The organism is Ramlibacter sp. (assembly GCF_029866045.1).
Taxonomy (GTDB): Bacteria; Pseudomonadota; Gammaproteobacteria; order Burkholderiales; family Burkholderiaceae_C; genus Ramlibacter.
In genome coordinates this window covers 1-23,097 of sequence record NZ_JARXAB010000085.1, presented here as the reverse complement: position 1 = coordinate 23,097, position 23,097 = coordinate 1, and the positions used below count along the sequence as shown (strand labels likewise).

Below are 23,097 nucleotides of genomic sequence, written 5' to 3'. Positions count from 1 at the left end.
TCATGTCGGGTGACCGCATCCTCACCCTGCGGGTGGCCGCCGCGCAGGCACTGACCCCGGAGATACGCTGCCTCGAGCTGGTCCACCCCCTTGGCCTGCCCTTGCCCGCCTATGAGCCCGGTGCGCATATCCAGATCCACCTGCCCGGTGGATTCTCGCGGCCGTACTCGCTGGCGCTGGCCCCTGAACCGATGGGCGTCGGGGTGCGCCGCTACGTGGTCGGTGTCAAGCGAGAGCCTGCCAGTCGGGGCGGATCGGCTTCGGTCCACGAGCGCGTCGCCCAGGGCGACCTGCTGGCCGTCAGTGCGCCGCGCAACACCTTCACGATCGCCGAGTCGGCGCAACATCATCTGCTGCTGGCGGGCGGTATCGGACTGACGCCGTTGCTTTGCATGGCGCAGCATCTGCACGCCAGGGGGCTGCCGTTCACCCTGTGCGTCTTCGCCCGCGGGCCGCGGCAGCTGGCCTTCGAGCCGCAGCTGAAGGCCCTAGGCGACAAGGTGCGGCTGCACCTGGACGAGCCGCAGTCGCCACACAAGATCGCGATGGGGCCGCTGCTTTCCGACCGGGCGGCAGGCACGCACCTGTACCTGTGCGGTCCAGCCGGCTTCATGGCCGCCGCCCAGCAGGCGGCTGCGCAGTGGCCGGAGGAAGCGGTGCACCTGGAATACTTCGCGCCACCCGCGTCCGATGCCGATGACGGCCTGGATGAGCCCTTCACTCTTCGGCTGGCGCGGCGCGCCATCGACGTGTCGGTTGCCGCTGATCAGACCGCGGTGGAAGCGCTAAAAAACTGGGGCATCGACGTGCCCACCTCATGCGAGCAGGGCATCTGCGGCACCTGCGTGGTCCGACTTGCACACGGCGAGGCGGAGCACCGGGACTATTGCCTGACGCGAGCCGATCGGCGTCACAAGGTAGCTTTGTGCTGCTCTCGGGCCAAGGGCGGTGTGCTGGAGATCGACCTGTGAAAGCGCCGGTTCCGCAGGATCTGCCGCCGAATCGCGACGACCGCCCGCCGGAACTGGCTGCGGCGGCTCGGGCGCCGGGCCGTATCCGCACCCGCATGCTGGCGGTCATCCACGAGGCTGCGGTGCAGGTGTTCGCCCGTGATGGCTACCACGGCGCGACCACCCAGGCCATCGCCGACCTGGCCGGCGTGAGCAAGCCGCAGTTGCATTACTACATCGGCAGCAAGGAGGCGCTGTACACCTCGTTGCTGCAGGAAGTCGTTGACGACTGGATTTCCGTCTTTGGTTTCGCCGATGCCAAGTACGGCCCAGTCAAGGTGATCGGTGACTACGTGCGCCGGAAAATGACGTTCAGCTTCGACCATCCGGAGCGTTCGCGCATCGTCACCGCCGAGATCATGCGCGGCGCGCCCGTGCTGCAGAAGCTGATGGGAACCAGCCAACGGCGCACCGAGCAGGCGGTGGCCGTGCTGCAGAACTGGATCGACGCCAAGCACATGGCGCCGGTCGACCCACTGCTATTGATGTTCCATGTCTGGTCGATCACCCAGCACTACGCCGACTATCAGCACCAGGTCACGTTCTTTCGCGGCCCCAGCGCACACACGCCGGCCGATCGCGAAAAGCTGATCGCCGAAGTGACCCGGTTCATCCTTCGCGGCGCGGGCATCGTCGCCTCCGACTGACCTCCATTTCGGCGTCGGTGGCGGTGGCCCCGTGTTTTCGTATAATCTAGGGCATCCGAGGAGCGTTGCAGCGTCTTTTACAGGCGTGAGGCTCGGATTTTCATTCGCAACGACGCTCACCCACTGTGTCCGTGTGGTGAGCCCCTAACCCCGGTGCTTCCCAGGCTGCAGTGGATTTCTGGTCCACCCACCTGATCTTGGAGCACGTATGAACGCCATCCTCAAAGCAGTCCCCACTTCCGACTGCGCCATCGCCGACCTGTCCCTGGCCGATTGGGGCCGCAAGGAAATCAAGATTGCCGAGACCGAAATGCCCGGTCTGATGGCGATCCGCCAGGAGTTCTCGGCCAAGCAGCCCTTGAAGGGCGCGCGCATCACCGGCTCGCTGCACATGACCATCCAGACGGCCGTGCTGATCGAGACCCTGCAAGCTCTGGGCGCTGATGTTCGCTGGGCCTCCTGCAACATCTTCTCCACTCAGGACCATGCCGCTGCCGCCATTGCCGCCGCCGGCACCCCGGTGTTCGCCATCAAGGGCGAGACGCTCGAGGACTACTGGAACTACACCCACAGCATCTTCGAATTCGGCGCCAAGGGCTCGGCCAGCGAAGGCCCCAACATGATCCTGGACGACGGCGGCGACGCCACCATGCTCATGCACCTGGGCAAGAAGGCCGAGAAAGACGCCTCCGTACTGGCTCATCCTGGCAGCGAGGAAGAGCGCATCGTCTTCGCCTCGATCAAGGCCAAGCTGGCGGTCGACCCCACCTGGTACAGCCGCAAGAGCGCCCAGATCATCGGCGTGACTGAGGAAACTACCACCGGTGTGCACCGCCTGAACGAAATGTCTGCCAAGGGCAGCCTGATGTTCCGCGCCATCAACGTCAATGACTCGGTCACCAAGAGCAAGTTCGACAACCTCTATGGCTGCCGCGAGTCCCTGGTGGACGGTATCAAGCGCGCCACCGACGTGATGATTGCCGGCAAGGTTGCCGTGGTCGCCGGCTACGGCGACGTGGGCAAGGGAAGCGCCCAAGCCCTGCGTGCCCTGTCGGCCCAGGTCTGGGTGACCGAGATCGACCCGATCAACGCCCTGCAGGCGGCGATGGAAGGTTACCGCGTCGTCACCATGGACTACGCTGCCGACAAGGCAGACATCTTTGTCACCGCCACCGGCAACAAGTCTGTCATCACCTTCGCCCACATGGCCCAGATGAAAGACCAGGCCATCGTCTGCAACATCGGCCACTTTGACAACGAGATCGACGTCGCCGAGCTCGAGACCCAGTGCCAGTGGGAAGAGATCAAGCCCCAGGTCGATCACGTCATCTTCAAGGATGGCAAGCGCATCATCCTGCTGGCCAAGGGCCGTCTGGTGAACCTGGGCTGCGGTACCGGCCATCCCAGCTTTGTGATGTCCTCCTCTTTCGCCAATCAGACCATTGCCCAGATCGAGCTGTTCACGCACCCCGAGGGCTACGACGTGGGCAAGGTCTACACCCTGCCCAAGCACCTAGACGAGAAGGTGGCCCGCTTGCACCTTCAGAAGATCGGCGCTCAGCTCACCGAGCTGTCCGACGAGCAAGCTGGCTACATCGGCGTGCCCAAGCAGGGCCCGTACAAGCCGGACGCCTACCGCTATTGAGGCTTGGCGCCCGCCTGTTGGCGGGGGGCGGACGAGGGGTGTCCCATCGGGACGGACTCTCGCCTGCCTGCCTGCCGGCACTGCGGTCCGGTCTTGCCCCTCAGCGGCCTCTTGCGTTCCATGCGCGCAGACCAACTCCTTGTGGACCGAGGCCTCGCCGCCTCGCGCTCGCAGGCCCAGCGGCTGATCGCCGCTGGCATGCGCTGGCGCGGACCCCGCGGCTGGCAGGCGGTCGCCAAAAACGGCGATGAGCTACCCGCGCAGGCCGAAATCGAGCTCCTCGATGACGCCGAGGCGCGCTTTGTCTCGCGTGGCGGTCTCAAGCTCGAGGGGGCCTTGCATGCGTGCGGCATTAACCCGCAGGGGCGTGACTGCCTCGATGTGGGCCAGTCCACTGGAGGCTTCACCGACTGTCTGCTGCAGACGGGCGCCGCTCAGGTGGTGGGGGTGGATGTGGGCCACGGCCAGTTGCACGCACGCTTGCGCGATGACCCGCGGGTGACGGCGTTGGAGGGCGTGAACGCCCGCCAGCTGCAAGCGGCCGACCTGCCGCTGCCGACCTATGGCCTGGTGACGGGCGACCTGTCCTTCATCTCGCTCACCCTGGTGCTGCCGGCGCTCGTGCCGCTGCTGGCACCCGGTGGCGATTTGCTGATGCTGGTCAAACCGCAGTTCGAGCTGCAGCCAGGGCAGGTGGGCAAGGGCGGGATCGTGCGCGACCCGGCGCGTCACGCCGAGGTGGAGGCCCGACTCCGCGCGGCCTGCGCGGCCTGCCATCTTGCAGTGCTGCGCTGGCTGGACAGCCCGATCGCCGGGGGCGACGGTAACCGCGAATTTTTCATCCACGCCCGGCCGCTGCAAGCGGCTAGGTCTTGAGGCCGCGCGCGTCGGACGACCAGTCCCACCCGCACAACAACGAAATCGGCAAGGAGCGACACATGGTTCCCATCAGCCTGGAATTTTTTCCGCCCAAGACCCCCGAGGGCGCCGCCAAGCTGGGTGCCGCGCGCCAGCGCCTCTATGCGCTCACGCCTGAATTTTGTTCGGTGACCTTCGGCGCCGGCGGCTCGACCCAGGACGGCACCCTGCAGGCGGTGGTGGAGATCATGGCCGAGGGCAAGCCTGCAGCGCCCCATCTGTCTTGCATCGGCCAGACCCAGGCCAGTATCCGCGAGCGTCTGGCTGCCTACCGGGCCGCAGGCGTCACCCGTATCGTCGCCCTGCGCGGCGATCTGCCCAGTGGCTACGGTGCCAGTGGCGAGTTCCGCTACGCCAGTGATCTGGTGGCCTTCATCCGCGCAGAGACCGGCGATCACTTCCACCTGGAGGTGGCTGCCTACCCCGAGACGCACCCCCAGGCGCGCTCACCGCAGGCGGACCTGGAGGCATTCGCGGCGAAGGTGAAGGCCGGCGCCAACTCGGGCATCACCCAGTACTTCTTCAACAGCGACGCGTACTTCCGCTACGTGGACGACCTGCACAAGCTCGGCGTCGATGTGCCCATCGTGCCGGGCATCATGCCAATCACCAGCAGCACCCAGCTGATGCGGTTTTCTGATGCCTGCGGCGCCGAGATTCCGCGCTGGATCCGTCTGCGCCTGCAGTCCTTCGGTGACGACACCGCCTCCATCAAGTCCTTCGGCCTCGACGTGGTGGCCGATCTGTGCGAGCAATTGGTCAATGGGGGCGTGCCGGGCCTGCACTTCTACACGATGAACCAGGCGGAGGCGGTGCTCGGCCTGCATGCGCGCATCAAGAGCGCCTGATTCACCCGCGATCGTTCACCTTCGATCGATCGATCGGGTCGGCGTTCCAACTTTGTGCCGTCGTTTTTTTTCAGCCACCCGATTCCAGCTCGAAGCCCTGGCCACGCCCGCGGCCCAGGGCCGCCAGTACCTGGGGCAAGGCTTCGGCCAGTACCGGTTTCAGCGTGTGCGGCGGGTTCACCAGGAACATGCCGCTGGCGGTGAGGCCGGGTCGACGGCGCGGCTCATCGGGCATACGGGCCTGCGCGCCCTCTTCCCGCTGGCCGATGGCCAGGGTGGCGTGGAGCCAGGGGCGCTTGGCCTGCTGTGCCAATGTCTTGAGCCGACGTGGGAGTCCATGCGCTTCCGGCCGCGGAATGATGGGGTACCAAATGGCGTAGCAACCGGTCCCGAAGCGCTCCAGACTGTCTTGCAGGCAGTCGGCCACCTTGGGGTAGTCGCTCTTGATCTCGTAGCTGGGGTCGATCAATACCAGGCCGCGCCGCGAGGGTGGGGGCAGCAGGGCACGCAATGACTCGAAGCCGTCTTGCCGGGCCACGCTGACCTGCCGGCCTGCCTTGAGCTGGGCCACATGGGCGACCAGGGCCTGGCTGTCGGTGGGGTGCAACTCGAACAGCTTGAGCTTGTCGCGTGCCTCCTGCCGCAGGAAATGCTGGGTGACGAAGGGCGAGCCAGGGTACAGGCGCAGGCGCGCGCCGTCCCGATTGAAGCTGCGCACCAGGTCCAAGTAGTCGGTCAGGGCGGCGGCGGGGTGCTCTGGCGGCGTGGTCGCCATGTACTTCATAAGGGCCAGAACTCCCTCGTCTGCTTCGCCAGATGTAGCCGAATAGTCGTCATCCAATCGGTACAGGCCGGTGCCGGCGTGGGTGTCCACCACCATCAGGGCGGCGGGTTTTTGCAGCAGGTGCCGGAGGGTGGCCACCAGCACCAGATGCTTGAGCACGTCGGCGTGGTTCCCGGCGTGGAACGCGTGGCGGTAACTGAACATGCAGAGATGGTAGCCGTCCCGGTACCCCTTCTCGAAAAACAGTCGGGCATCGGGCCAGGAATTCGTATAATCGAGGGCTCTGCAGCGTTTTTGTGGTCCCGCGGCAGATACGGCGATGCGCTTCGGTGCCGCGCCAAAACCCCACCTAAGAGGTCCCCATCAAAGAGGGACACCGACCGTGGAAAAGGACCGCCAAACCATCTCGGAACCTCGTTAAGAGGGTCAACATGACTAAAACGTTCAGCGCAAAACCCGCTGACGTGACGCATGAGTGGTTTGTGATTGACGCCACCGATTTGGTGCTCGGTCGGGTTGCCAGCGAAGCAGCCCTCCGTTTGCGCGGCAAGCACAAGGCCATTTACACGCCTCACGTCGATACCGGCGACTTCATTGTCGTCATCAACGCTTCCAAGCTCCGTGTCACTGGCACGAAAGAGCTGAACAAGAAGTACTACCGTCACTCCGGCTTCCCCGGCGGCATCTACGAGACCAACTTCCGCGACATGCAGGCCAAGCACCCCGGCCGCGCACTGGAAAAAGCGGTCAAGGGCATGCTCCCCAAGGGTCCCCTGGGTTACGCCATGATCAAGAAGCTCAAGGTGTATGGCGGTGCTGAGCACCCGCACACCGCGCAGCAGCCCAAGACGCTGAACCTGGCCAAGGAGCAGAAATGATCGGAGATTGGAACAACGGCACCGGCCGCCGCAAGAGCAGCGTGGCACGTGTCTTCCTGAAAAAGGGCACCGGCAAGATCACGGTCAACGGCAAGGACATCGAAGCGTTCTTCGGCCGCCAGACCTCGATCATGATCGTGAAGCAACCCCTGGTCTTGACCAACCATGTCGAAACCTTCGACATCCAGGTCAACGTCCACGGCGGCGGTGAATCCGGCCAAGCCGGTGCCACCCGCCACGGCATCACCCGCGCGCTGATCGACTACGACGCGACCCTCAAGCCCGCGCTGTCGCAAGCCGGCTTCGTGACCCGCGACGCCCGTGAGGTCGAGCGTAAGAAGGTCGGTCTGCACTCCGCCCGCCGTCGCAAGCAGTTCAGCAAGCGCTGATTCTGCCAACGCCATGCGAGGGGCCCAGTGCCGCTCGCCGGCTGGCCAAGAGGCCGCACCGGTTCGCCAGTGCGGCCTTTTTTACTCTCCAGGCCCCGCCCCTGCAATGCTCCTAATGGGGTCAAGCTCGCTCTTCCTTGTAATCGGGCGGCGATGGACTAATATCCAAGCAATTCTTTGAGGAATTCCCATGAGCGCAGTAGCAGAGAACATTCAGACCGACATGCCCTTGCCGCTGGTCTTCACCGACAGCGCCGCAGCCAAGGTGGCCGACCTGATTGCCGAAGAGGGCAACCCCGAGCTCAAGCTGCGCGTCTTTGTGCAAGGGGGCGGCTGCTCCGGCTTCCAGTACGGCTTCACCTTCGACGAGGTGACCAACGAGGACGACACCATCATGAGCAAGAACGGTGTGTCCTTGCTGATCGACGCGATGAGCTATCAGTACCTGGTGGGTGCCGAAATCGACTACAAGGAAGACCTGCAGGGCGCTCAGTTCGTGATCAAGAACCCTAACGCGCAGTCGACCTGCGGTTGCGGTTCAAGCTTCTCGGTCTGAAGTTCTTCGGCCTGAAGTCTTGCGCAGACCTGGCTCAGGCCGGGTAAATGCATCCCAGCACACGGGCGCCCTTGGCGCCCGTGATGCTTTGCAGGGGCTGCGCCTGCCCCTCCACCGCCTGCCAGCCGAGCCAGGCAAAGGCGGCGGCCTCCACCTGCAGCGGGTGCAGGCCTAGCGTGCTGGTGCTCATCACCTCCACCCCAGGCAGTCGCGCTGCCAGGCGCGTCATGAGGTGATCATTGAGCGCGCCGCCGCCGCAGACCACGAGGCGTGTGATGCCCTTGCCGTGCCCGCGCAGGTCGGCGGCGCAGGTGCTGGCGGTGAGCTCGGCCAGGGTGGCCTGCACATCAGCCAGTGGCGCTGAATCGGTCATGCGGCTCAGCCCCTCTTGTGTCAATTGCGCGTCGAGCCAGCCCAGGCCGAACAGATCCCGGCCGGTGCTCTTGGGCGGGGGTTTGTGAAAGAAGGGCTCGGCTTGCAAGCGAGCCAGCAGCCCGGGTAGCACCCGGCCGGAAGCTGCCCAGGCGCCGGCATCGTCGAAGGCTTGGCCGCGATGCCGGGAGCACCAGCCGTCCATCAACACGTTGCCAGGGCCGCAGTCAAAACCGGAGCAGCCGCCATCTGCACCCAGCAGGGTGAGGTTGGCCATGCCACCAAGATTGAGCAAGGCCAGGGACTGACCGGGCTCGCCGAACCAGGCACGGTGGAATAGTGGCGCCAGGGGTGCGCCCTGGCCTCCGGCGGCGACGTCCCGGCTACGGAAATCCGCCACGACCGCGATGCCGGTGAGCTCCGCCAGCAGGGCTGGTTGATTGAGTTGCAGGGTGTAGCCGGTGCCGTCGAACTCACCGGGGCGGTGCCGTACGGTTTGCCCGTGGGCGCCGATCGCGCACACGGACGATGCGGGTAGCCCGGTCATGTGCAGCAACGCCTCCACCACCCCCGCATAGGCCTTGGCCAGGCCGTTCCCGGCCAGTGCCGCGCGGTGCAGTTCGTTATCGCCGGGTGTGTTGAGGGCTAGCAGTTCCCGTCCCAGGGCCTCGGGGAAGGGCGCGCTGGCGTGAGCGAGGATGCGGGGCGGCTGGCTGCCGAAGTCGGCCAGCACCCCGTCGACCCCGTCCAGCGAAGTTCCGGACATCAGGCCGATGAAGCGTCTGTTGTTTGGAACCTGCTGCGCCCCGGCCGCCATGGGCTGACCCGGCGGCTTACTCGGCGCTGGCCGTGGTGGCCAGGCTGGCCGCGGCGGCCAGCTTCGGGCGGACGGTGGCCACCAGCTTTTCGAAAGCGGGCCGTGCCTCTGCCGTCAAGGGCACGCCCTCGGCGTTGCGCGCGATCGTCAGGGGATCCTTGTGCACGCCATTGATGCGGAACTCGAAGTGCAGGTGGGGGCCAGTGGCCCAGCCGGTGGCTCCGACCGCGCCGATGCGCTGGCTTTGGGAAACCTGCTGGCCTTTGCGCACGTCGATGCGGCTCAGGTGGGCGTAAATCGTGGTGTCGCTGCGGCTGTGCTTGATGTGGACGACATTGCCGTAGCCGTTTTGCCAACCCGCGAATTCAACGACGCCATCACCGATCACCCGCACCGGCGTGCCGGTGGGCGCTGCGTAGTCGACGCCGAGGTGGGCACGCATCTGCTGCAAGATGGGGTGCATGCGCATGGCGAAGCCGCTGGTCACCCGGGAGAACTCCATCGGCGAGGCAAGGTACTGGGACGCCAGGGTCTTGCCGTCGAGCGAGTAGTAGGCGCCTTTGCGGCCCGCCTCCTGGAACCAGACGGCGCTGTGGGTCCTGCCTGCGTTGGTGAACTCGGCTGAGAGCACGCGGCCCGAGCGCATCGGCTCGCCGTCGGCTTCGAGCGACTCGTAGACCACGCGGAACTGGTCGCCCTTACGCAGACCGCGGTGGAAGTCGATACGGCCGCCAAACAGGTCGGCCATCTGCACTGCGATGTCGTCGGGGATGCGGGCGTCATCAACCGCCCCGAACAGGGAACTGCGGATGGTGCCGCCACCCAGCCGGGAGGTGGCCGCCAAAGGCGCGGTTTCGACGCGCGAGACCAGCTTGCCGTCCGCACCGCGTTCGATCACCAACCGGCGGAAGGTGCCGCTGTCGTCGGCGACCCAGCGGGCGACCAGCTTGCGCAGGGCCTGCTGGCCATCGGCCTCGGCGCTGAGGTTACGGCCATTACGACCGAGCACCTTGGTGCGGAAGACGGGATCATTGCGGACGAAGGCGGCGGCTGCGGCATCGACCAGGCCCAGGCGGGCAAACAGCGTCTCGACCGTGTCATTGCCGCGGACTGTGTCTGAGCGGTAGAGGCGCAGGGCCTGGAGGTCCAGGGCCTCGATTTGGGCGGCCAGCGGCAGGGGCTGGACGGCCTCTGTCACGAGTTGCACAGGCACTTCGGCCGCGTCAGGGCCGAAGCTGGCCACCGCCAGTGCGCCGCCGCCGCCGCCGAGCAAAACCGCCGCCAGCAAAGCGGTGATCTGCTTGGGGTGGTGCTCCAGCACATGGCCCACACGGGCTGCGATGCGCTGGCCGGCTGCCACGAGACGAGGGCTCAAACAGGGCTCCTGTGGTCGGACCGCCATCGCTTGGCAGGCCGGGGTGGACGGGGCTGCGCGGTGCACGCGCAGCGACCGTATGGATAACGGTCTTATGGAAAAACCGAAGGGCAGCCGACCCGACCGGTACCGGGCGCAGAGAGCGCCAGCGGTCGCGATCTAAAATCAGCCAAACCCCGAGTCAGGGCGAGTATAGCCGCTCACGCAGCGCCGTCCATTCAAGAAAAAGCCTTATGAATCAAGCAGCTGTAAAAGAAAGCCCGGCAGTATCCGAGCGGGTTGGCGAAGCCATGGCGGTCTCCCTGCGTGGATGCGAAGAGCTGCTTCCGCGGGGAGAGTGGGAACAAAAGTTGTCTCGCTCCGAGACTTCGGGTGTGCCCCTGCGGATCAAGCTGGGGCTGGACCCGACCGCACCAGACATCCACCTGGGGCACACAGTGGTCCTGAACAAGATGCGCCAGCTTCAGGACCTGGGCCACCAGGTCATCTTCCTGATCGGCGACTTCACCTCCCTGATTGGTGACCCCTCGGGCCGCAACAGCACCCGGCCGCCGCTCACACCCGAGCAGATCAAGGCCAACGCCGAGACCTACTACCGCCAGGCCAGCATGGTGCTCGACCCGGCCCGAACCGAGATTCGCTACAACAGCGAGTGGTGCGAGCCGCTGGGTGCCACCGGCATGATCCAACTGGCTGCCAAGTACACCGTGGCCCGGATGATCGAGCGCGACGACTTTCACAAGCGCTTCACCCAGGGCCAAAGCATCTCGGTGCACGAGTTCCTCTACCCCTTGATGCAGGGCTACGACTCGGTGGCCCTGAAGTCCGACTTGGAGCTTGGCGGCACCGACCAGAAGTTCAACCTCCTGATGGGCCGCCATCTGCAGCAGGAGTGGGGCCAGGAGCCCCAGTGCATCCTGACCATGCCACTGCTGGAGGGGCTCGACGGCATCGACAAGATGTCCAAGAGCAAGAACAACTACATCGGCATCAGCGAGGACGCCAACACCATGTTCTCCAAGGTGATGTCCATCTCCGACACGCTGATGTGGCGCTGGTTCACGCTCCTGAGCTTTCAGTCCGAGGCCGCAATCGCGGCCCTGCGCGCCGAGGTCGAGGGTGGCCGCAATCCGCGCGACGCCAAGGTGATGCTGGCCAAGGAAATCACCGCCCGTTTCCACGATGCCCAGGCAGCCGATGGCGCCGAGCAGGACTTCGTGAATCGCAGCAAGGGCGGGATTCCGGACGAGATCCCCGAGGTGCAACTGGCCGGCGCGCCCATGGGCATTGCCGCCCTGCTCAAGGCGGCGGGTCTGGCGCCGTCGAGCTCAGAGGCCAACCGCCTGATCGACGGCAGCGGGGTGCGGGTCGACTCCAGTGTGGTGAGCGACAAGGGCCTCAAGCTGGGTGCAGGCAGCTACGTGGTCCAGGTGGGCAAGCGCAAGTTCGCGCGCGTCACCCTGGCCTGAGGCCGGGTCTCTGATGCGGGGACTGCTCGCCCAGCTGACGCCGCGCCGGCTGTTGCTGGTCTCGGCGGTGGTGGCGGTGGTCACCATCGCGCTCAAGGCCTTGGCCTGGCAGTTGACCGGGTCGGTCGGCCTGCTGTCGGACGCCCTCGAGTCCTTTGTCAATCTGGCCAGCGCTTTGTTTGCCCTGGTCATGGTGACGGTGGCCCAGGCGCCCCCAGACGAAGACCACCCCTACGGCCACCACAAGGCCGAGTACTTCTCCTCCGGCTTCGAGGGCATCCTGATCATCGGCGCGGCAGTGGGTATTTTTTGGGCCGCCAGCCACCGCCTGCTCAACCCCGAGCCACTGGAGCAGGTCGGCTGGGGCCTCGGCCTGGCGGTTGCCAGTTCAGCCCTGAACGGGTTGCTCGCCTGGGTGATGTTCCAGGCGGCCCGTGCGCACCGGTCGATTGCCCTGGAGGCCGACGCCCGACACCTGGTTACGGATGTCTGGACTTCGGCCGGTGTGGTGGTCGGTCTGTCGCTGGCGGCCGTCACCGGATGGCTCTGGCTCGACGGCCTGGTGGCCATGGGCGTGGCGCTCAACATCTTGCGCGAGGGCGTGTCGCTCCTGCGCCGGTCGTCCCAGGGGCTGATGGACGAGGCGCTGGAGCCGGAGGTACAGGCCGAGATCCAGCGCACGCTGGAGGGCTTCGCCCACGCCACCATCCGCTTCGATCACCTGACCACCCGCAAGGCCGGCCAGCGACGCTTCGTGGACTTGCACATGCACATGCCGGCGGACTGGACGCTGCGCCGGGCCTCGGCACTTCGGACCTCGGTGGAGCAGGCCCTGATGGCGGCTGTACCGGGGCTGCGTGCCACCATCCAGTTGCTGCCCAGTGACGTCGAGGCCCATTTCGGCGACGCGGTCGACCCGCGTTGACGTCCGGCGGCGCTTATTCACCTGTAGGGGGCCGCACCGCGCGAACCACGGGGTATGCAAGGGCCTGCGGCCAGCCTCGGCGAGGACTCAATAGGGGTTAGAAAACCCCAGCGCCCCCATCAGCAGGATTTCTACAGTCTCCATCGCCAGCGCGTCCCGCTCGCTGGTTTCGTGGTCCCAGCCCTGGGCGTGCAGGGTGCCGTGGACCAGCAGGTGGGCGTAGTGGGCCTCTAGCGTTTTGCCCTGTTCCCGTGCCTCGCGCTCGACGACCGGGCCGCACAGCACCAGGTCACAGAGCACCACCGGCGCGCCCTGGTAGTCGAACGTGAGCACGTTGGTGGCGTAGTCCTTGCGGCGGTACTGGCGGTTGAGGGCTCGCCCTTCGTCCTCACCGACGATGCGCACAGCCATTCCGCCCGGGTGCTGCAGGGCCATCGCCATCCAGCGCCGGACGCGTGCCTTCTGAAGCAGCGCGCGATGGACCGCGGCGCCGGGAAACTCGCCGAATTGCAAGCTCAGATCGAGTGACGAAGCAGCCAAGGCCACCGCGGATCCGGCTTTGCCGGTCTGCGCGTGGCGCCCCCTGGGGGGAGGCGCCGTAGGCGCTTCGGGGGGGTCAACGGCTCTCGCGTGGCGCCCCCTGGGGGGAGGCGCCGCAGGCGCATCGGCGGGCTTAGCGACCGCCATCGGACTTTCTCGCCGCGTCATAGGCGTCGACGATACGCGCCACCAATGGGTGGCGGACCACATCGGCGCTGGTGAAACGGGTGTGGGCGATGCCCTTGACCCGCTTGAGAATGTGCTCGGCCTCGATCAGCCCCGACAGCTGCCCCTTGGGCAGGTCGATCTGGCTCACATCGCCCGTGACCACGCACTTGCTGCCGAAGCCGATCCGGGTGAGGAACATCTTCATCTGCTCGGGCGTGGTGTTTTGCGCCTCGTCAAGGATGACAAAGGCGTTGTTCAGGGTGCGCCCACGCATGAAGGCCAGGGGTGCAATTTCGAGCGCGTTGCGCTCGAAGGCCTTGGCGACGCGGTCAGACCCCATGAGGTCGTAGAGCGCGTCGTACAGGGGGCGCAGGTAGGGGTCGACCTTTTGCGCCAGGTCGCCGGGCAGAAAGCCCAGCTTCTCGCCGGCCTCCACGGCGGGGCGGGTGAGGATGATGCGTTGCACCGCGCTGCGCTCGAGCGCGTCGACCGCGCAGGCCACCGCCAAGTAGGTCTTGCCGGTACCGGCAGGGCCGATGCCGAAGGTGATGTCGTGCTGGGCGATGTTGTCCAGGTACACGGTCTGGTTGGGCGTGCGCGCACGCAGGTCGGCGCGCCGGGTTTGCAGCACGGACGCGCCATCGGGTGCCTGCTCCATGGCAGCGTCGCCAGCGAGCATGAGTTGCACTTTTTCTGCCGCGATCGGGCGGGCCGCGATCTCGTACAGGGCCTGAAGTAACTCGACCGCGCGCTGGGCTCTGGCCTTGGGGCCGTCGACCTTGAACTGTTCGTGCCGGTGGGCAATGGAGACCTGCAGCGCCGCCTCAATCGTCCGCAGGTGCTCGTCGGTGGGGCCGCACAGGTGAGCCAGGCGGGTGTTATTGGGCGGGGAAAAGGTGTGGCGCAGGATCAAGCTGATAATTTCCAGGATGCAGGGCCTGTCTGAATTGGCCCTAGGACCCCCATGATAGGCAAACTCACAGGAACTTTGGTCGACCGCAACCCGCCGCAGGTGCTGGTCGACTGCCATGGCGTCGGCTACGAGGTCGACGTCCCCATGAGCAGCTTCTACAACCTGCCGGCCCTGGGCGAGAAGGTGTCGCTCCTGACCCATTTCGTAGTCCGCGAAGACGCGCAGATCCTCTACGGTTTTCTCACTCCCGGCGAGCGCGAGACGTTCCGGCAATTGATCAAGATCTCTGGCGTGGGCCCGCGCATGGCCCTGTCGGTGCTCTCGGGCATGAGCGTGGCCGAGATTGCCCAGGCGATCACCGCCCAAGACGCGGGCCGGCTGGTCAAGGTGCCGGGCATCGGCAAGAAGACCGCCGAGCGCCTGCTGCTCGAACTCAAAGGCAAGCTGGGCGCGGACCTGGGCCCGGTGGGCGGCCCCCTGCGCAGCGACGCCCAGGCCGACATCCTTCAGGCCTTGCTGGCCCTGGGCTACAGCGACCGCGAGGCGAGCGCTGCGCTCAAGGCACTGCCCGAGGGGGTGGGTGTGAGCGATGGCATCAAGGCCGCCCTCAAGGCGCTCGCCAAGTGAAAGGCCTGGGCTTGCGTCTGACCACCCTGTGGCGTACGCGCTGACACCCGGCCCTCGCCCCGCCATCGACACTCCCGAGCTGCAAACCCAGCAATTCATGCCGATCGCCCTTCGCCCTGCACCGCGCTTTTCATTCGGGTCGGCTCTGCAGGCCTCGCGCGGGCCCGCGTGCCTGCTGGCTTGCCTCCTGGCCCTGGCTTTGACGGGGTGCGGCGGCGGCGGCACCCAAACCGACCCTGGTCCAAGTTCAAACGACAACACGCCACGTATTGAGCCCTACGAACGCACAGCCAGCATGTCGCTTGTGCAGTTGCGCAGTGTTTCCGCTGAACCCTCGGTGCCGTCAGTGGTGCCGGCGCGGGTCGTGCTCTCCACCCTGGTCGATCCGGCAATAGAGGCTGGGCCGCGCGCCCCGGGTCAGCCGGTGCGCATTGGCCAGGGACGTGCAGTGCCCATTACTGCGAACGACCCGAGCCTGGGCGCTTTGCTGCAATGGGAGCCCTCGGCCACGGGCGGTCTGGTGGCGGCCGTGACCTTTCGTTCCGAGGGGGCGGCCGGCCTGCGGCTCGGGCTGGCGGTGAACCGACTTCCTGCGCAGGTCGTGCTGCGCGTGTTCGGGACGGCGGGCAGGCCCGTCCGCCTCCAGCGTGGTGAGGTGCTGGGCAGTCTGGCACGTGACGCGCAGGCCGGTACAGGCACCTCGGCGCTTTCGTCCCCCTTGTTCTGGACGCCGACGGTCGCCGGTGAGGAGGCGACGCTCCAACTGGAGTTGCCGGCGGGTGCGTCGCCCGCCGAGTTGGGCTTGGCAGTGCCGCGGCTCTCGCACCTGTGGTGGACCCACGCGGCCAACCTGGACCCGCAGCGCCGTGCAGCGGCGCCTGGGATCGACATCGGAACCTGCCACATCGACGCCACCTGCGAGTCGTCTTATTCCTACGAGGCGCGGGCGGTCGCCCGCATGGAGTACATGCGGGACGGGGACCCCAACTACTCGTACTACTGTACCGGCACGCTGATGGCCGATACCGCGGTGAGCGGCACGCCCTATTTCCTCACCGCCACCCACTGCGTGGGCACACAGACCGAAGCCTCCACCGTCAGCACCTACTGGTTCTACCGCAGCGCCGCTTGCCAAAGCACTGTGCCGAACCCGAACGCGGTGGAGGTGCAGGGAGGGAGCACCTTGCTGCGGGTCTCGTCCGACTCCGATCTCAGCTTTCTTCAGCTTTCGGGCCGGCCGCCGACGGGCGCCGTTCATGCGGGCTCCCTGGTGGGCCAGCCGGCATTGGATGTGGCCGTGGGCGCCCTGCACCACCCGGGCGGCGAGCTGCTGAAGCTCAGCGAAGGCCGGGTCAACGCCTATGGCAGTTGTATTGGCAACTTCTGCCAGGCCGACGAGGGCTCCGACGGCAACTACCTGGTGCTGCGCTGGACCCGGGGCGTCACCGCCCAGGGCAGCAGCGGCTCGCCGATCTTTGCCCAGGTGGGAAGCCGCCGTTATGTCGTCGGCCACCTTTTTGCAGGCTCTTCGAGTTGCAGCGACACCACCGCCAACGACTACTTCGGCCGCATGGACCGTGCCTACCCGCTCCTTCGCTCCTGGCTGGGGACGGTGCCTGGCACCTGAGCGGCCGCGGGCAGTCCATCGGGCGGCGGGCAGGCCTGAAGGCGGCGCGGTAGCCGCTGTAGCCGCCGCAGTAGCCGCAGTACCATAGCCGTTATCCATGACCATCCAGACCGACGACTTCGCTCCCGCGCCCGCCCGCATGGTCTCGGCCGCGCCCACTTCGCCCGGCGAAGAGGCGATTGAGCGGGCCCTGCGGCCCAAGCTGCTCCAAGAGTATGTGGGCCAGGCCAAGACCCGAGAGCAGCTGGAAATTTTCATCGGCGCTGCCTCACGCCGCGGCGAGGCCTTGGACCATGTGCTGCTATTCGGTCCGCCTGGCCTGGGCAAGACCACGCTCTCGCACATCATCGCCCACGAGCTGGGTGTGAATTTGCGCCAGACCTCCGGCCCGGTGCTGGAAAAACCCAAGGACCTCGCGGCACTGCTCACCAACCTTGAGCGCAACGACGTCCTCTTCATCGACGAGATCCACCGCCTTTCGCCAGTGGTCGAAGAAATCCTCTACCCGGCGCTGGAGGACTACCAGATCGACATCATGATCGGCGAGGGGCCAGCTGCCCGCTCCATCAAGCTCGACCTGCAGCCCTTCACCCTGGTGGGCGCTACCACCCGTGCCGGCATGCTGACCAACCCGCTGCGGGACCGCTTTGGCATCGTCGCCCGGCTGGAGTTCTACACGCCCGAAGAACTCGGCCGCATCGTCGGACGCAGCGCCGGCCTGCTCGGCGCGCCGATGGACGAGGCCGGCGGTGCGGAAATTGCCCGCCGCTCGCGTGGCACGCCGCGTATCGCCAACCGGCTGCTGCGCCGGGTCCGTGACTACGCCGAGGTCAAGGGTGACGGCCGCATCACCCAGGAAATTGCGCAAAAGGCCCTGGCCATGCTCGATGTCGACCCGCTGGGCTTTGACCTCATGGACCGTAAGGTGCTCGAGGCGGTGATTCACCGCTTTGATGGCGGGCCGGTGGGCCTGGACAACATCGCCGCCAGCATCGGCGAAGAGTCGGGGACGATCGAGGATGTGATCGAGCCCTACCTCATTCAGCAGGGTTACCTGCAGCGCACCCCGCGCGGCCGCGTGGCCACGCTGGCGGCCTTCCGCCACCTGGGGGTGACGCCGCCGACCGCCGTCGGAGGTCTGTTCGGCGCGGGCAGCTGAGAGGGCGGCATCTGAGGCCCAGTGGCCAGGGTGGTCACAGCGCTCAGGGCACTCAGGGCGGTGTCGGGGCCAGGGATGTGAGCGGCAGCCGCAGCTCGATTTCTCGCACGGCCTCGCGCAATGATTCGACGCATTCGGCCACCCTGGGGCCCGACAAGCGCGGGGTGATGCTGGACACGCTCATGGCTGCCAGGGGGCGTCCAGCCGGGTCACGGATGCACACCGCCACGGAGCTCACGCCGCTGGTCTCGAGGACCTCGGTGTAGGCAAAGCCGTTCTTGCGGGTGGTGGCAATTCGCTCTTGCAACACCTCGGGGGTCAAGCGCGCATAGCGCTCGGCCACCTGGGACAAGGTGGCCCGGCAAATGCGCGCCACTTCGTCGTCGTCCATGGCGCTGAGCATGGCCAGATTGCCGCAACCCACCAACAGCGGGCGGCGGCGCCCTGGCTCCAGCACGAAGGCCTTGATGGGATAGCTGCCGTCCTTGCGGTCGAGGCAGACCCCGTCAAAGCCAACACGCTCGCTCAAAAAGACGGTGTCCCCCGTCTGTTCGGCAACGGCGGTCAGCATGGGCTGGCACAGGTCCCGCAACTGGGTGCGCGGCGCCGCCGCCAGTCCCAGCTCGTAAATTGAATTGCCCAGGCGGTAGCGCTTGGACTTGTGTTCCTGCATCACCAACCCTTCAGCGACGAGGCCTTGCAAGACGCGGTGCACCGTGGATCTTTCCAGGCCGGTGTCGCGGCAAAGCTCGATCAGGCGGGCGCCGGTCCGATTGCGGATCGCCAAGACCCGCAGCAGCGATGCGATGCGGGCAATTAGCTGCGTGCCTGGCACGTGGGGGGTGGCTTCAACTTTTCCCATGTCGTGGAACAAAAATCGGCGAAGAGCTATTTGATGCGAACTTAGCAGGGAATAGAGTGGCCCGAGTCCATTTTTTTCGTTCCATTGGATGAACTTCCAGGGCGCATCGCGCGTCCGCCCCCGCAGGAGACCTCTGTCGTGAAAGTGATTCAGATCGAAGCGATTCCGTTCCGGATTCCGCTCAAAAAAGCCTCCCGCTGGGGCGCCCACGGCAAGCGTGACGCGCAGGACCATGTGGTGGTTCGCATCACCTCGGAGAGCGGCAAGGTGGGCATCGGCGAGGCGCCCGCGCGCCCCTCGATTTACGGCGAGACGCAGCGCTCGATCGTGCACATCGTGCGCGACACGATTGCCCCGATGCTGATCGGCTGCGACCCGCTGGACCGCGAGTCCTACCAGGACAAGCTCGCCGCCGTGCCCTGGAACCCCACCGCCAAGGCCGCCATCGACACCGCCCTGCATGACCTGGCGGCGCAGGAGTTGGGCGTGAACCTGGCCCGCCTGCTCGGGGGGCAGCTCAAGCCAGTCGAAGTGAGCTGGATGCTCAGTTTGAACTTCAACGACGACACCGAATTCGTGCGCGAGGCGATGGACGTGCGTGAGCGCTACGGCATCCGCGCCTTCAAGATCAAGGCCGGCTCTGACCCAGCGGGTGATATCCGCCGCATGGAAATGCTGCGACGCGCCCTCGGCGACGACGCGCTCTTGTTCATCGACGCCAACCAGCTCTACGCCCCCGATGTGGCTATTCGCACCATCCGCGCGATGGAGCATTTCGGCCTGGCCATGGCCGAAGAGCCGGTGGCGGTCACCCTGGGCAGCTGGCGCAAAAAGGTGGCCGACGCCATCGCCACTCCCATCCTGGCCGACGACAGCGTCTTTTCCCTCGCCGAGGCCCGCCGCGAATTGCAAGACGGCGCCATTGGCGTGATGGGCATCAAGATCGCCCGCACCGGGATGTACGAGTCCATGCGCATTGCCCATGCCGCCGAGGCCTTCGGCCTGCCTTGCTGGATCGGCTCTCAGGGCGTCTCGGGCATTGGCGCCGTGGCGAGCGCCCAGTTCGCCGCCGCCTTCCGCAGCGTCACCTATCCGGCCGATCTGTCCACCCCCCTCAAGCAGCAGGACGACCTGCTGGCCCACCCCATCGACATTCGGGACGGCAAGCTGCATGTGCCCGATGTGCCCGGTGCCGGCGCCGAGATCGATGCCGACAAGCTGGCCATGTACCGGCTGGACTGGTGAACCCACAGGAAGACAAGGCCATGCTCCAAAAAGTCAAAGCCGCCGCGCCCCGCCTGGCGTATCAGCGTGCGGTGCACTGCGCGGTCATTCGCGGCGGTACCAGCCGCGGCATTTACTTCCATGCCGACGACCTGCCTAGCGACCCGGCCGAACGTGACAGTGTGTTGCTCCAGGTGATCGGCAGCCCCGACCCGCGCCAGATCGATGGCCTGGGCGGCGCGGACAACCTCACCAGCAAGATCGTGATCGTGCGCCGCAGCGAGCGTCCGGATGCGGATGTCGACTACACCTTCGGCCAGGTCGGCATCGAGCAGGGCTATGTGTCCTACTCGGCCAACTGCGGCAACCTTTCGGCGGGCGTGGGCACCTTCGCCATCGAAGAGGGTCTGGTGGAGCCGGTGGCGCCTGAAACCCGGGTGCGCATCTACAACACCAACACGAAGCAGCTGCTGGTGGCCTATGTGCCCGTAGAGGCCGATGGCACGCCCTGCGCCAAGGGCGACTACGCCATCGCTGGCGTCCCGGGGACAGCCGCTGAAATCCGGCTCGACTTCGCTGCCACCAGCGGCGCGAGTACTGGGCGGGTGCTCCCGAGTGGCAACGCCAGCGACATGCTGTTCGTGCCCGAGCTCGGGCGCAGTATCGAGGTCTCGATCGTCGACGTGGCCAAGGCCACCTGCTACTTTCGCGCCCGCGATGTCGGCATCGAAGGCACCGAAGGCCCGGACCAGTTCACGCCCGAGATCCTCGATCGCTTCTGGGCGGTGCGCAACGCTGCCGCCGCCCACGTGGGGCTGGCGCCCGAGTCGCGCCTGCCGCACCCGGTGGCCGTGTGCGAGCCGGCCGACTACATCGACTACATGACCAAGCAGACCGTGCGGGCCGAGGACGTGAGCTTTGTCGCCCGGCGTGTCGGCGGTCCGCCGCCGCGCCTGCATCGGGCCTTCGCGGCCACCGGCGCGGTGTGCACCGCGGTCGCGGCTTTCCTACCGGGCACCGTCGTTCACCAGGTCGCGCGTGACTTTGGCGACGGCGTCGTCCGCATTGGCCACCCGACCGGAATTTTTCCGGTGCGCATCCGAATGGATGCCGACGGCACGCTGCGCGAAGCGTCTTATTCGCGCACGGCGCGCCGCATCATGGACGGCACGGCCTATGTGCGCCGTGCGCCCTGCTAGGTCTTCCCACCCATCGCCCGAAATCCCCTCAGAGAGCACCCATGAACATTCGCCTACTCACCCTCACTTGTGCCGCCCTCGCGGCCGCCCTCCTGGGCGGTACCGCCCTCGCTCAAGGCGTCGGCAAGTTCCCGGACAAACCGATCAAATTCATCGTTCCCTTCCCGCCGGGCGGCGGCAATGACACGCTGTCGCGCGCAGTGGGTCAAAAACTGTCCGAGCAGCTCAAGACGACGGTTGTGATCGAGAACAAGGCGGGCGCCAACGGCATCATCGCTACCGAGTTCGTGGCCAAGGCCGACGGCGATGGCTACACGCTCATGATGGCCAACGTCGGCAGCCACGGCATCAACCCCTCGCTGTACAAAAAGGTCAGCTACGACCCGCTGCGTGACTTCACGCCGATTTCTCAAGTGGGCAGCTCGCCCAATGTGCTGGTGGTCCACCCCTCGCTCAAGGTGCGCAGCCTCGCTGAGCTGGTGGCCTACGGCAAGGCCAACCCAGGCAAGTTGACCTATGGGTCTAACGGCACCGGCAGTTCGCAGCACATGGCCGGCGCCCTGTTTGCCAGCGCCTTCGGCATCGAGATGACCCACATCCCTTACCGCGGGACAGGCCCGATGACCACCGACTTGCTCGCCGGTCAAACCGTCATGAGCTTTGGCAACATCATCGGCGTGGGGCCTTACATCAAGTCGGGCCAGCTGGTGGCACTGGCGGTCACCACGCAAAAGCGTTCGACCCTGCTCCCCGAGTTGCCCGCCGTCGCCGAAACCGTGCCGGGTTTTGATGCCACAGTGTGGTGGGGCATCGTCGCCCCCAAGGGCACGCCGCCGGCGATTGCCGACCTGCTCAGTCGTGAAGTGCGCAAGGCCTTGGACTCGCCGGAAATTCGCAGCCAACTGTCCAATACCGGCGCCGAGCCACGCGGCTCCACGCCGGCTGAATTTCGCACCTTCATCCAAGCCGAAGTGACCAAGTGGGCCAAGGTGGTCAAGGACACGGGGGCCACGGCCGAATGACCTTGGCGTCAGGCGTCCCTCGTGTCCGACTCACGGTGGCGGACGCCCGTACGCTCAGTGAGGCGGTCTTGGCCGCCAACGGTTACGACCCGGCGGAGGCGGTGGCTATCGCCGACCATGTGGTGGACGCCGCCCTGTGCGGCTACGAGTATTCGGGCTTGCCCAAGATCCTCAATGTGCTGGAAAAGGCCAAGGCAACCCGTCCGCGTCAGCCCATCGTGCCGATCCACGAAACCCCGGTGTCGACGCTGCTCGATGGTGGCAACAACACCGGCATGCTGGCCCTGCGTCGGGCCACCGACGTGGCCATTGAAAAAGCGCAAGCCCTGGGAATTGCCGTGGTGGGCATGACCAACACCTGGACCAGCGGGCGCGGCGCCTACTATGTAGAGCGCATCGCGCGTGCGGGCTTCATCGGCTTGCACACCGTGAGTTCAGCGCGTCACGTGGCGCCTTTTGGCGGCGCTCAAAAAATGCTCGGCACCAACCCGGTGTCCTTCGGTTTCCCCACCGGCGGTGACCCGCTGGTCATCGACTTCGGTACCGCCGCCTTCATGTCGAGCGAGCTTTCCCTCTTTGAGCGGCTCGATCGACCGCTGCCCGAAGGGGTGGCCATTGACCCGCAGGGTCATCCCACCACCGACCCGCACGCAGCGCGCGCCGGGGCCCTGCTGCCCTATGGCGGACACAAGGGCTATGCCCTGGCGCTGGCGGTGCAGGCGCTGGGTGTCTTCGCCGGCTCGGGCTTTACTGCCGACAAAGACTATGGCTACTTCTTCCTGGCCATGCGGCCCGACCTGCTGATTCCGAACCACACCTTCGAGTCCCACCTGCGCGAGGAAGTCGATCGCATCCGTGCGACGCCCCCATTGGACGACGCCGAGCCCGTGCGCATTCCGTCCGAGCGAGCGGCGCAGCAACGCGTCCGTCACCTGCGTGAAGGGTTGGTCATCGACCGGCTCGTCTTTGACGCGCTGGCCCGGCTCGCGCCCCTTTGCCAGGTGACCTGCACGCCTGAAGTTCCGACAAGTCCGTCCCCAAGTCTTCCCGAAAGCCTTCACGTATGAGCGCTCACACCCACGGCCACGACGCCGCATCCACTCCGCTGCCCCCGGCCCTCACC

Annotated in this window: 23 protein-coding genes and 1 riboswitch; of the genes, 17 read left to right on the top strand and 6 right to left on the bottom strand. The window is 66.3% G+C overall.

Annotated elements, in window-relative coordinates:
* The first annotated feature begins 2 nt into the window (after nucleotides 1–2).
* The 5 genes from QE494_RS09765 (at nucleotide 3) to metF (ending at nucleotide 5,068) form a co-directional block, all read left to right on the top strand.
* Entirely contained in the window at nucleotides 3–971 is a 969-nt protein-coding gene (locus tag QE494_RS09765) for a PDR/VanB family oxidoreductase (protein WP_300042826.1), read from the top strand.
* Nucleotides 968–1,657, top strand: a complete 690-nt coding sequence (locus tag QE494_RS09760; RefSeq protein ID WP_300042825.1) for a TetR family transcriptional regulator C-terminal domain-containing protein — start codon at nucleotides 968–970, stop codon at nucleotides 1,655–1,657. Before QE494_RS09765 ends, QE494_RS09760 begins: the two co-directional genes overlap by 4 nt.
* Before the next feature lie 52 nt (nucleotides 1,658–1,709).
* A riboswitch (S-adenosyl-L-homocysteine riboswitch) is annotated at nucleotides 1,710–1,782 on the top strand.
* A gap of 83 nt (nucleotides 1,783–1,865) precedes the next feature.
* A complete protein-coding gene (ahcY, locus tag QE494_RS09755) occupies nucleotides 1,866–3,302 on the top strand; it encodes an adenosylhomocysteinase (RefSeq protein WP_300042824.1) in 1,437 nt (478 codons plus the stop codon).
* A gap of 120 nt (nucleotides 3,303–3,422) precedes the next feature.
* On the top strand, nucleotides 3,423–4,178 hold the full coding sequence (locus QE494_RS09750) for a TlyA family RNA methyltransferase (protein WP_300042823.1): 756 nt from the start codon (nucleotides 3,423–3,425) through the stop codon (nucleotides 4,176–4,178).
* A gap of 62 nt (nucleotides 4,179–4,240) precedes the next feature.
* A complete protein-coding gene (gene metF / locus QE494_RS09745) occupies nucleotides 4,241–5,068 on the top strand; it encodes a methylenetetrahydrofolate reductase [NAD(P)H] (protein WP_300042821.1) in 828 nt (275 codons plus the stop codon).
* A gap of 70 nt (nucleotides 5,069–5,138) precedes the next feature.
* Here metF and QE494_RS09740 read toward each other — a convergent pair whose 3' ends face one another.
* Nucleotides 5,139–6,056, bottom strand: coding sequence for a 23S rRNA (adenine(2030)-N(6))-methyltransferase RlmJ (locus tag QE494_RS09740; RefSeq protein WP_300042819.1), 918 nt, complete (start codon nucleotides 6,054–6,056; stop codon nucleotides 5,139–5,141).
* A gap of 227 nt (nucleotides 6,057–6,283) precedes the next feature.
* On the opposite strand from QE494_RS09740, the gene rplM reads away from it, so the two are divergent.
* The 3 genes from rplM (at nucleotide 6,284) to erpA (ending at nucleotide 7,675) form a co-directional block, all read left to right on the top strand.
* Nucleotides 6,284–6,730, top strand: coding sequence for a 50S ribosomal protein L13 (gene rplM, locus QE494_RS09735; RefSeq protein WP_300042818.1), 447 nt, complete (start codon nucleotides 6,284–6,286; stop codon nucleotides 6,728–6,730).
* Nucleotides 6,727–7,119, top strand: a complete 393-nt coding sequence (gene rpsI / locus QE494_RS09730) for a 30S ribosomal protein S9 (protein ID WP_300042817.1) — start codon at nucleotides 6,727–6,729, stop codon at nucleotides 7,117–7,119. The genes rplM and rpsI overlap by 4 nt, the downstream gene beginning before the upstream one ends.
* 190 nt (nucleotides 7,120–7,309) lie before the next feature.
* Entirely contained in the window at nucleotides 7,310–7,675 is a 366-nt protein-coding gene (gene erpA, locus QE494_RS09725) for an iron-sulfur cluster insertion protein ErpA (protein WP_300042815.1), read from the top strand.
* A 34-nt stretch (nucleotides 7,676–7,709) separates the two neighbouring features.
* Here erpA and QE494_RS09720 read toward each other — a convergent pair whose 3' ends face one another.
* Together QE494_RS09720 and QE494_RS09715 are read right to left on the bottom strand one after the other, a co-directional pair.
* On the bottom strand, nucleotides 7,710–8,864 hold the full coding sequence (locus QE494_RS09720; RefSeq protein WP_300042813.1) for an anhydro-N-acetylmuramic acid kinase: 1,155 nt from the start codon (nucleotides 8,862–8,864) through the stop codon (nucleotides 7,710–7,712).
* A gap of 16 nt (nucleotides 8,865–8,880) precedes the next feature.
* The gene (locus QE494_RS09715; RefSeq protein ID WP_300042811.1) at nucleotides 8,881–10,239 is read right to left on the bottom strand and encodes a M23 family metallopeptidase; all 1,359 of its coding nucleotides are present in this window, start codon (nucleotides 10,237–10,239) and stop codon (nucleotides 8,881–8,883) included.
* Between the two features lie 233 nt (nucleotides 10,240–10,472).
* Here QE494_RS09715 and tyrS point away from each other — a divergent pair, with 233 nt between their 5' ends.
* Together tyrS and QE494_RS09705 are read left to right on the top strand one after the other, a co-directional pair.
* Nucleotides 10,473–11,708, top strand: a complete 1,236-nt coding sequence (tyrS, locus tag QE494_RS09710; RefSeq protein ID WP_300042810.1) for a tyrosine--tRNA ligase — start codon at nucleotides 10,473–10,475, stop codon at nucleotides 11,706–11,708.
* Between the two features lie 13 nt (nucleotides 11,709–11,721).
* Complete coding sequence (locus tag QE494_RS09705; RefSeq protein ID WP_300042809.1) at nucleotides 11,722–12,633, top strand: cation diffusion facilitator family transporter; 912 nt, start codon at nucleotides 11,722–11,724, stop codon at nucleotides 12,631–12,633.
* An 87-nt stretch (nucleotides 12,634–12,720) separates the two neighbouring features.
* Here the strand turns inward: QE494_RS09705 and ybeY are convergent, their stop codons facing one another.
* A complete protein-coding gene (gene ybeY, locus QE494_RS09700; protein ID WP_300042807.1) occupies nucleotides 12,721–13,173 on the bottom strand; it encodes an rRNA maturation RNase YbeY in 453 nt (150 codons plus the stop codon).
* A gap of 133 nt (nucleotides 13,174–13,306) precedes the next feature.
* On the bottom strand, nucleotides 13,307–14,254 hold the full coding sequence (locus QE494_RS09695; protein ID WP_300042805.1) for a PhoH family protein: 948 nt from the start codon (nucleotides 14,252–14,254) through the stop codon (nucleotides 13,307–13,309).
* Between the two features lie 51 nt (nucleotides 14,255–14,305).
* Here QE494_RS09695 and ruvA point away from each other — a divergent pair, with 51 nt between their 5' ends.
* From ruvA to ruvB, 3 genes are all read left to right on the top strand, one after another.
* Complete coding sequence (gene ruvA / locus QE494_RS09690) at nucleotides 14,306–14,881, top strand: Holliday junction branch migration protein RuvA (protein ID WP_300042803.1); 576 nt, start codon at nucleotides 14,306–14,308, stop codon at nucleotides 14,879–14,881.
* Nucleotides 14,882–15,176: 295 nt separating this feature from the next.
* A complete protein-coding gene (locus tag QE494_RS09685; protein ID WP_300042801.1) occupies nucleotides 15,177–16,508 on the top strand; it encodes a serine protease in 1,332 nt (443 codons plus the stop codon).
* 97 nt (nucleotides 16,509–16,605) lie between these two features.
* The gene (ruvB, locus tag QE494_RS09680) at nucleotides 16,606–17,667 is read left to right on the top strand and encodes a Holliday junction branch migration DNA helicase RuvB (RefSeq protein ID WP_300042800.1); all 1,062 of its coding nucleotides are present in this window, start codon (nucleotides 16,606–16,608) and stop codon (nucleotides 17,665–17,667) included.
* 52 nt (nucleotides 17,668–17,719) lie between these two features.
* On the opposite strand, the gene QE494_RS09675 is transcribed toward ruvB, so the two are convergent.
* Nucleotides 17,720–18,529 (bottom strand): IclR family transcriptional regulator, encoded by an 810-nt coding sequence (locus QE494_RS09675; protein WP_300042799.1) that lies wholly within the window; start codon nucleotides 18,527–18,529, stop codon nucleotides 17,720–17,722.
* A 138-nt stretch (nucleotides 18,530–18,667) separates the two neighbouring features.
* Between QE494_RS09675 and QE494_RS09670 the strand changes: the two genes are divergently transcribed.
* From QE494_RS09670 to QE494_RS09655, 4 genes are read left to right on the top strand one after another with little or no spacing between them, the layout of a single operon-like run.
* Entirely contained in the window at nucleotides 18,668–19,774 is a 1,107-nt protein-coding gene (locus tag QE494_RS09670; RefSeq protein WP_300042797.1) for a mandelate racemase/muconate lactonizing enzyme family protein, read from the top strand.
* 20 nt (nucleotides 19,775–19,794) lie between these two features.
* Nucleotides 19,795–20,952: a 2-methylaconitate cis-trans isomerase PrpF family protein gene (locus QE494_RS09665; protein WP_300042795.1), complete on the top strand. Its 1,158-nt coding sequence runs from the start codon at nucleotides 19,795–19,797 to the stop codon at nucleotides 20,950–20,952.
* A gap of 41 nt (nucleotides 20,953–20,993) precedes the next feature.
* Nucleotides 20,994–21,974, top strand: a complete 981-nt coding sequence (locus tag QE494_RS09660) for a tripartite tricarboxylate transporter substrate binding protein (protein WP_300042794.1) — start codon at nucleotides 20,994–20,996, stop codon at nucleotides 21,972–21,974.
* Nucleotides 21,971–23,041 (top strand): Ldh family oxidoreductase, encoded by a 1,071-nt coding sequence (locus QE494_RS09655; RefSeq protein ID WP_300042793.1) that lies wholly within the window; start codon nucleotides 21,971–21,973, stop codon nucleotides 23,039–23,041. Before QE494_RS09660 ends, QE494_RS09655 begins: the two co-directional genes overlap by 4 nt.
* Nucleotides 23,042–23,097 lie beyond the last annotated feature (56 nt).